Annotated in this window: 8 protein-coding genes and 1 pseudogene; 4 read left to right on the top strand and 5 right to left on the bottom strand. The window is 53.2% G+C overall.

All coding sequences use genetic code 11. From position 1 onward, the window contains the following. Positions 1 to 323 precede the first annotated feature (323 nt). Entirely contained in the window at positions 324 to 638 is a 315-nt protein-coding gene (locus tag L0H14_RS10735) for a helix-turn-helix domain-containing protein (RefSeq protein ID WP_301418732.1), read from the top strand. 56 nt (positions 639 to 694) lie between these two features. Further along, on the top strand, positions 695 to 1,660 hold the full coding sequence (locus L0H14_RS10740) for an NAD-dependent epimerase/dehydratase family protein (protein ID WP_301418734.1): 966 nt from the start codon (positions 695 to 697) through the stop codon (positions 1,658 to 1,660). A gap of 268 nt (positions 1,661 to 1,928) precedes the next feature. On the opposite strand, the gene L0H14_RS10745 is transcribed toward L0H14_RS10740, so the two are convergent. From L0H14_RS10745 to L0H14_RS10760, 4 genes and pseudogenes are all read right to left on the bottom strand, one after another. Next, positions 1,929 to 2,993, bottom strand: a complete 1,065-nt coding sequence (locus L0H14_RS10745; protein ID WP_301418736.1) for a hypothetical protein — start codon at positions 2,991 to 2,993, stop codon at positions 1,929 to 1,931. 903 nt (positions 2,994 to 3,896) lie between these two features. After that, positions 3,897 to 4,226: a helix-turn-helix transcriptional regulator gene (locus L0H14_RS10750; RefSeq protein WP_301418738.1), complete on the bottom strand. Its 330-nt coding sequence runs from the start codon at positions 4,224 to 4,226 to the stop codon at positions 3,897 to 3,899. Then, a complete protein-coding gene (locus L0H14_RS10755; RefSeq protein WP_301418740.1) occupies positions 4,223 to 5,338 on the bottom strand; it encodes a tyrosine-type recombinase/integrase in 1,116 nt (371 codons plus the stop codon). The genes L0H14_RS10750 and L0H14_RS10755 overlap by 4 nt, the downstream gene beginning before the upstream one ends. 155 nt (positions 5,339 to 5,493) lie before the next feature. Then, positions 5,494 to 5,760: pseudogene (locus tag L0H14_RS10760) on the bottom strand (DNA polymerase V subunit UmuC); the annotation flags it as partial. A 160-nt stretch (positions 5,761 to 5,920) separates the two neighbouring features. On the opposite strand from L0H14_RS10760, the gene L0H14_RS10765 reads away from it, so the two are divergent. Both L0H14_RS10765 and L0H14_RS10770 read left to right on the top strand, forming a co-directional pair. Continuing rightward, on the top strand, positions 5,921 to 6,400 hold the full coding sequence (locus L0H14_RS10765; protein WP_301418742.1) for a hypothetical protein: 480 nt from the start codon (positions 5,921 to 5,923) through the stop codon (positions 6,398 to 6,400). 96 nt (positions 6,401 to 6,496) lie between these two features. Next, positions 6,497 to 6,862 (top strand): SdpI family protein, encoded by a 366-nt coding sequence (locus L0H14_RS10770; protein WP_301418744.1) that lies wholly within the window; start codon positions 6,497 to 6,499, stop codon positions 6,860 to 6,862. Positions 6,863 to 6,899: 37 nt separating this feature from the next. Here L0H14_RS10770 and L0H14_RS10775 read toward each other — a convergent pair whose 3' ends face one another. Next, complete coding sequence (locus L0H14_RS10775) at positions 6,900 to 7,928, bottom strand: hypothetical protein (RefSeq protein WP_301418746.1); 1,029 nt, start codon at positions 7,926 to 7,928, stop codon at positions 6,900 to 6,902. Between the last annotated feature and the right edge of the window lie 985 nt (positions 7,929 to 8,913).

Here is an 8,913-nt window from a genome sequence, read left to right on the forward strand (position 1 = left end):
CGAGCGTACCGCGCAGCCCCAAGAATGCTTCGTCAATGGAGTAGACCTCGGTCCACATGGACATCCGGGACAGCAACCCTACTGGTATGGACGAATATCAAGTTATTTACTATTGGCTCGTATTGGACGAGTTAGTAACGGCAGAAACGGCACACACCTGTATCGACCCGAAAATGGAGTTCTACCCAGGGCACATAACCGGCGTGCGAGAACCTTCCTCAAAGTATTCGGGACTGCATATTGAGCCTTCTGCCATCGTAGTAATGCGTACCGACGGAGTGTTTTGCAGCCAAGAAAAAGCGACGGATCCATAGAATGGCTGCATGAGTAACGTTATCTTTTTGAATGCGCATCAGAAGCCGACCCGTCCAGTACCTCTGTGGAGAGAAGTAGTCGGTGAGCAATTGCGTGTTGAGCGCCAGGCACAGGAAAAGCGACTTACCGATGTTGCCGAGCGTTCTGGGGTCTCTCAGCAGTATCTCTCTGAGGTTGAACGTGGTGTCAAAGAGCCCTCTTCCGAAATTCTGCACGCCATTTCTGGGGCTCTTGATCTAGAGATTCCGGATCTCGCCCGGCAAGCTGCCGATCGCATGGAACGCAATCTCACTAACGGAAATGCCCTCCTTTTTGCGGCCTGATACCGCTCACAGCAGTACCCACCCAATTCACGGTGATGCTGTGCCACAGTAAAAGTATGAACATTCTTTTACTCGGTGGAACAGGTTTCCTCGGCAGAACAATTACCCGCAAAGCTACTGAACACGGCCATGTACTTACTTGCCTGGCAAGAGGAAATGGACCTGTGGATCCGACGGCTTCACTCGTGCAAGCAGATCGAGATCATGATGACGCATTATCTGTTGTCGCACACCACGCTTGGGACGCGATTATCGATCTAACGAGTGAACCCGGCCATGCGCGCAAAGCCATTCGGGATCTACGCGCTCAGGCCTGGCTCTATGTATCGTCGAGCAGCGTCTATGCCCGAAACGATGTCCCCGCAAGAGACGAATCTTTCGAAACGCTCTTGCCCCTTGATAACGATCATATGGCTGATATGTCGGAATATGGTGCCGCCAAGGTAGCATGTGAGGAGATCTATCGAGGGCACAGTGTTGCTCATACAATTATCCGACCTGGATTAATCGGCGGACACGGTGACTTTACCGGCCGCAGCGGGTACTATCCGTGGCGCTTTGCCCACCCCACCGGTGATGACGTGATCGTGCCGGATGAGACCTTCCCAGTCGCATTGATTGACGTTGAAGACCTTGGCGCTTGGATCATCCACTGTGTGGAGCAACAGCACTATGGAACGTTCAATGCCACCGGTCAAACAACTACGTTGTCCGAGGTGTTTGAACTGGCACGGGCTATCACAGACAGCCCGGCACAAGCGCGGACAGTATGCGACGAAAAGCTCACACAAGCTGGCATCACTCCGTGGATGGGGCCCAAATCCCTACCACTTTGGATTAATCATCCGGACTGGCGTTATATCGCACCCTTAGACACAACTGCGGCTCGAAACCACGGACTGCACACACGCCCCCTAAAAGAAACACTAGAAGCTGCGCTCATGTATGAGGAAAGTCGAGCACACCCTCGTCTCGCAGGCCTCACGGACCAAGAAGAACGGGACCTTCGAGAACAACTTTGAATACTCCAGCGGCCGAGTAGATAGGGCATAGACCAGGATCTCATCCTTTCGATCTTCCCCGTGACGGAAGTGACACTAGTAATGTCGTAAAAAACGTTCAAGCACGTTTGAAAAACCTGGGTCGCCAGCGCATGACCTTACTTTGATTTAGGCAGCCCCGCCTGACCCCGTCCCTCACGTGAAGTTGCAAAAACTGGCTGAAACTATCTAGGAACCCCAGCACAAGCTTGTGCACGAAATGCTGTTAGATGTTCGTCGAATATTTCTTTCAGTTATTCATCCTCAGTGCAGGGTATGTTGACCAGTCGCGGTTTGCTGCTGACGCCCAACGTGCAGCTGAGACGGTGGAGATGCCGAGCAGTTCAGACAGGAGCGGCACGGGTATTTCAGCGGCAAGTTCCAGGAGTGCAGCCGAACGAGAACGATTGACCGGAATACCCAATCGATTCAACCGGCTTCCTAGTGCACCTGCGGTGAGGCGCCTGCCTGGCCATCTTCCGGGGAATAACCATGTGTCATTTATGTCCCGGTGGGTTCTTGGTGGGTTCTGGTACAACAGCGTGACAGCATGCCCAAGCTGTTCAGGCAGCTCAATTGGATCATCGGCGAGGGTTACGGACACGCTTTGCTTGTTGAAGTGCACCGCAGTACGCGGAATGGCGACAATACGAGTGAGTGGTTGTCCGTACAACAAGACAAATAGTCCTGCAACACGGTCTTGCGGTTCTAGGGTTTCGTCGCGGAGCAACCAGCGCGCTAGATACCAGCGTTCATCGGGAGGCATCGAACTTACGGGTGCTCTCTTTGGACGGTATGACGAGACAGCTGTGGCGAGTCCGTTGTCTTTGAGCCATCGCGTGAAGTGGCTTATGTGATCATGTCGGTTAGCTGAGCCGGCAACGTAGGCGTCGAGCACTCGTTGGGGCAAGGTCAAGGTCGTATATCCTTGTTCCTCGACAAATTGAAGGTAGTCAGCACAGGTCTGTAGTCGAGATCGGAGCCGGTGGAACCGGTTATTGGGGTCGGTGGGTCGTGTCGCGTATCCTGCCCAGGGTTTGGTGGAGAGTCCCCATTGCGCGTATCGGCGCAGCAACAACCGATGAGTCGAGTTTGTCTGTTCCGATAGCCACGAGGTCAACCAGAGGTAGTATCGTTCCTCGTTAATATCGATGTCTGGGAGCACGCCGGAGGTCACGAGCAGGCTCAATAAGAACGTTGCGCCTTGTTTTCCTCCGCATCGGGTGAAGATTGCCTCGAATTCTAGAGGCAGCTGCCCGGTGGCTAATTCTCGCAGCACGGCAGCGCTGACACGGTTGGTGTGTTGCCATCCCATGAGGGAGTCCGCTCGTGCAGGCCCTTCCAACAAATATTTTTCTAACGGTCGAAGCTCCGGCCGCACAGCCCCGTTGACATCTGCCAGCATCGTTCGGATAGTCTCAGGGCGGTGGCATTCGATGCACAGGTGGAACTTCCTCACGTTCTCCACTGAACCGCATCCCGGACATGCTAAAACCGCGGGTTGGCCTGCGCACGAAGCGCAGCACAACTGTTCGTCCACAATGTGCGTCAGGAATTTCTGTTCACCGCAGCCCGGGCACATGCGTGGGTAACGCATCCCGTAGTAACAATTGGGGCAGATCGTCTTGCCCTGAAGATGTAGCGCTATCGGTTTGAGTCGTTGGCAGCCAAAGCATTGAGCTTTCGGGGGTTTGTAGCAACGGTTGCACACCAACGTCCCGTCTAAGGCGTTCTTGACAGAGGTTGTCTCATCACATCTTTCGCACACCCCGAAGGATCGTGGATCTAGTCTCCAACACGGTCTGCAAAAATAGTCCCCCTCAAGGTTCTTATGGATGGGTCGCCGTTGCCCACAGCCAGCACATGGTGTCGCTCGGTAATTCTTTTCGCATCGAGAACAGTGTCGTCCTCCTTGGGGAGCTCGATGTGGCAACTTGATCTTTCGCCCACAGTGTTCACATCCCGGCACCACAATTGCTGCGGCACCAGCCTGGCTCAAGGCCGCTGTAAGACTTTGAACAGTCGCGGGCACGTTCGGATCGCGACCAGTCAGTATCCCTGGTCGTTTGCTGATCGCTATGAACATTCTTCTGCGCGTCCGATGGACGGGCGCGATCGATTCGATAATGGTTGCCAGAGCATTCGGAGCGATTTCTGGGACATACGGCTCCAGGATCGAAATAATATCTCGCGTTACTGCATCCATGAGTATCTTCCGTTAGTGCTTGGGTCGTCTGATCCTGGCGCGCACCGGGCGCAGATCGCCAATGGGAGCTTTGCTGCCTTCTGCAACGGCTGTCTTTGGCGCTTCGACTTCACGCCGCTCGGTCACGATCAGCTCATCTTTGGAACATTCCAGCGCATCACACAGCGCAGACAACACTTCGAGGCTGATGCGGCGAGGTGGAGTTGCTACCAGCCGATAGACTTGCTCGCGCGACAGCTCAACGCCTCGCTCGGCCAATAAGGGGCGAAGATCAGTGGTTTGGAATAGCCCTTTCGACGCCATGATGGCTCGAAGGTTCCACGTGGTTTGCAGCTCAATCATTCCTGTACCTCCTCGTCGGTCAGTTTTCGTAGGGCCTGGGCCAAAATTCTGTTCTTGAAATCTCCACTGACGGAGGTGTAGATGGACGTGGTGGAAGAGTGCTGGTGCCCCACCTGTTCCTGCACGAAGCGATCAGCATACCCATGTTCAATCAAATGCGTGACATACGAATGCCTGAGACTGTGCAGGGTCAGCTCTTGCGGCAAGCCAGCTTCGGCGCGCAGCTCGGCAAATCTGCGATCAAGGTAGCCCCCAGAGATGCGACTCCGTCGCTCGGTGACCCAAATAGCATCAAGGCCTCCTGGATCAAACCGGTCGCGGGCTTCCTCGACCCACTGCCGCATACCCGGTACCCACCAGTCGAATTCTGGCACGAGCAAGACGGTGCGACGTCGAGGCGCGCCACCGCCGGAGGCTTTACCCCATCGCACATGCACAGCCGCGTAACGGCCCCAATGTTTGGCTTCGGGGTTGTAGTGCAGATCTGCCAGATCCAATTGTGCCAACTCATTACGTCTCAGCCCGAAAGCGTAGGCGGTCTTGAATATTTGGGAGTCTCGAAGCGCGGCCAGCGCGCCTTTCTTCCCTGACAATGCGAGTTCTTCGACTTTGGCGTCGGCCGTGTCAAATAAGGTTTCAACCTCGTCAAAGGTCAGGGGACGACGTTTTCCAGAGCCCTCGTATTGAGCCTTATGAGCGACCGTGTTCCAGGGTAGACAAACCTGTACCGGGTGATTACCGAATTGGTTTTCACAAATCTCTACCCAGTCATAATTCGGATCAATCAAATACGCACAGAACGTCTTAATAGCATTGTGATTGTGCCTCATGGTTGAAAGCGACTTGAGCCGTTGATCTGGCCCTGAGATAAACTCTTCGACATCTTGAGCATTCCACTCCCACGGCATCCTTCCAGAAAACTCCTGCAACCGCAGGATCAGACGCCGCCGAGTCGCGATGGTCGTTGAACGCAGCCCGCGACTGCGCTGTTGGCTTTCCCAGCCACCAAGCATTGCTTCAAACACCGTCGCTTCCGGCGTCGCTAACGCCACATTGGGCGAGTCCGTCACGGCGCGAAGAGTCCGGATTAAGTCATCTGAATGTTGCGTCACATACAACAATGTAAGGGTATATGCATCAACGGTCAATAGCCGACCGAGAAGACTTGAACTACACTAGGTAAAACTGCCCTCGCAGATGAGAATGATCGCTTATTGTCGAGTCAAAGAATGAATGCGAGTTGCATTTCGTGCAACAGTCGACGGTTCATGACCCGCGCCGACATTTCGCCGTACAGCTCGTAGTTGCTGGAACGGGCTGCGAGCCCGATCTTGTCGGCGGTGGCTTGGAGTTTGAACCACGGGTACCCAAACGGGATGCCCAGGTCCTTGGCCTCCTGACTCATGGCGACACAACAGCCGTCATTATTTGACAGCACGACGACCGGACGATCGAGCAGGGACGGATCGAACACGCGTTCTGCGGATACGTAAAATGAATTTACATCCACCAATGCGATGTACTCATCGGTCATGCTGGTAACCACTGATAATACTTTCGTTGATATTCGTACAAAAATCGTGTCCTAGCAGTCGTAAGTACCCGTTCTTTACATAGCCCAAATAGTCTACCCAGAAGGTTCAAGCCAAAAGGGATCAGATCATACTTTTGGCACGCTGCTAGGCTTTGTGTTGATGAAACATCCTAAACGACTGATTGTGCTTTCTATTCCTGTTCCTGCCGTATTTGTGGTGTTCGTCAGCGCCATTTTCCTGGTTTTTCGTCAGGTGGTGTCACCAGAATGGGCAATCCATGTTGATGGCCATGGGAATGTTACGTACGGCTCGTGGTGGGCATTGTTTCTTGGCTCTATGGCGATTGCTTTGGTGGCTCTTTTCTTGGGCCAGCATCTGGCGCGGGATTTTAGCGGTTTGGGGCACTGGTATCCGCAGCAGAAAGGTATCGTCGTAATGTGCTTTGCCGTGGGCTATGGCGTACTTGGGTTTCTTATTTCCAATATGCTGTCTGCCCTAGGTGCTGCTGAAACCCAGGATGTAGAAATCCTGATGGGCTACGGACTCTTGGGGTTCGTTCTGACAGCAATTCTTGTCGGAATCGTGTACACAGTGCTGTTGCCCAAAGCTAAGAAAATAACTAGAGTCACTCATCGCTGATCATAACGTTGTGCAATATGACGCCACAGAGACTCATCTGGGAAACGGTAGCAATTCTTATCATCGCCACTATTCGGTTACAACTAGTGTTGCAATATGGCTATTTTGATTCCTGCGGTAATGCTCGTTATTCCCATATGGTTTTTACTACTTTTTCGACCCCTTCGGATCAACAAGATTGGGCCGAATGCTTGGGTAGGGATTCGCACTGCTGAGACTGTGAAAAGCCAAGAAGCCTGGGAAATTGCTCATACTAGGGCTTGGCCACACATTATAGTTTCCAGCGTCGTTCTTGGGATGATCCTTGTAGGGAGTATTATTTGGGCTTTGACAGTTGAAGGAGATGCTCAAGCTACAGTGGCGGGAGTCGGCACAGCGATCGGCATCATCGTATGGCTGGTGGTGTTGATTATCGGAGCCAAAGCAGCGCACCAAGAGGTCAAAACGCTCGGCAACTCCTGACGTGAAGTACAGAAAGCACTAGCAGGACAGGTGACGTTCATTGCCCATCAAGCATGATCACAAAACCCGCATAACGGGCATTCGATGCAGCAACCGCATCCATCCAGCGAATAGCAGTGCCACGTGTGGTGCCCGTCAATCGAGCGACAATGGTCGGCGGTAAATTTTGCGTCAGCATCGACAGTGCGCTGGTACGACCCGTTGAAGCTGGAATACCAATGTTCCTAAGTCGCACTGCCAACGCAGCTGAACTCATCGGATAACCAGTAACTGTCCCGGGTAGCAGCCAGTGCGTTTCTTCGGCGGTGGTAAATTGCCGTATCGCAGCACGATCCTTCAGAATTGTACTGGCAAGCTGTATGAGAACGTCGGGTAACAATACCGGGTCTCTCCCCAACCGCACGTAGGCATGTGGGCCACGAAAGAAAACATCTGAGACTTTCAGCCGAGTGATCTGCAACGGTCGGGCACCAAAGAGCAATACTAATAAAGCACTAAAACGGATTGGTGCAGGCCATGGGCACTGCTCATCAAGTAAGTTCTCAAGAATTTCGGTACGTTTGGCGTCGGAAAAACCGATAACGTTCAGGTCCGTCCTCTTTGGCCGATGAATCTCAATTCTTCCCACAAGTCTGTTTCGATGCGCCCAGACAAGAAACTCGTTGACTCGATATTTCTCTTTCGACCCAAAGGACCTCCAACAATCCACGTCTGACTGCGTCAGCGATCCAAAGACTCTATCTTGGCCGTGGATCCAGGAAATGAGGTCTAGGATAAGGCGCAGTTCTCGGCGTCTGCTGACCGTGAGACTTGTTGGTAGGGGCGATCGTTTCTTGCGGAGTTCCCTGACGTGACGCCATCGTGCGAATTGGACGAATACTGCTCTTAACTTTGAGTTCGAGATTTCGGTCGATACTTCAAGAATCCACTTCTCAAACCTTGCCAGATGATGGTCCCGTGGTTCCAATAGTCCTGCATCGATTAACAGGGAACGAATCCCCCGAGTCAATGCATCCGGTCCGGCACTATCCAAATAATCATGGCTCAATTTCTCGGGAGAATTCATGACCTCAGTCAAGATTGATGCTGATTTCCTACGCGATGCCGTCAGAATCACTGAAGGCTTGGCTCTTCTGAAAGCATCGTAGACACTCTGAGCGACAGGGTTCGTTGAACGGACCGATGATGGGATGAATTGCTCAAGCGCATCATCCGCTGCACACTGGGTACACAAACCTTCCGACATTGGTCGCTCATGGGCACCACAACGCGCGCAGTCTCGATGCGAGACGCTGTTTCGTTTGTAGCAGTACTCGCACCAGGCAGCACCATGAACTCGTGCTACGACAATACGAGTCGTACCGCAGTTCGAACAGGGTTCACGGCGTCGTCCACACGAATGACAGAGTGGTTTTCCATCGGTGCTGTAGGTCAAGACGCGACGAGTCTTCCCACATTGGCCGCACGGTTTTTGAGGTTTTGAACACTCATGACATCTAGCCTTCGGCGTGCCAGCAAACAGACAAGGCTTGCGTTGATGGCACCGAGTGCAGACGTCGACCCGCTGTTTAGGACGACACACCGAACACACGGGCCCTGAAGGCCCTTGCCAAGCGACAAAGCGCTGCCTGCCACAAATACTGCAAGTCTCCAGATTCTCTGGAAGGTTCTTCTTGCAGGTCTAACAAATTCCATTCCCGTCAGCGTCGTGGGTCACGATGACCTGCATTCGATCACAATGAATGCAAATATCTTGTTGACTCTGTCGATAGCACCGTGCGCAACAACGCACCCCATCCACGAGGTGTCTCATGGGTACTGAGGACTGAACATTGCAGCGACCACAGGCTAAAGGGACAAGCGCTACTCCGGTTGCGCTGAGTGCGGCATGCAGTTTCACGAACAACTGTGAACCCGACGCAGGATGCTCAAGCCAGTGAGCGGCATTCAGATCAAGCTCGACAGCCGCTCTCAGGACCTCGCTTGGTTTTACGGAGGAGCTCAATTCACGCGCCGCTGTCATCGCTTGTTTGGTAGTGATACCTGGGATG

The sequence above is a fragment of the Yaniella sp. genome (genome assembly GCF_030453185.1).
GTDB lineage: Bacteria > Actinomycetota > Actinomycetes > Actinomycetales > Micrococcaceae > Yaniella.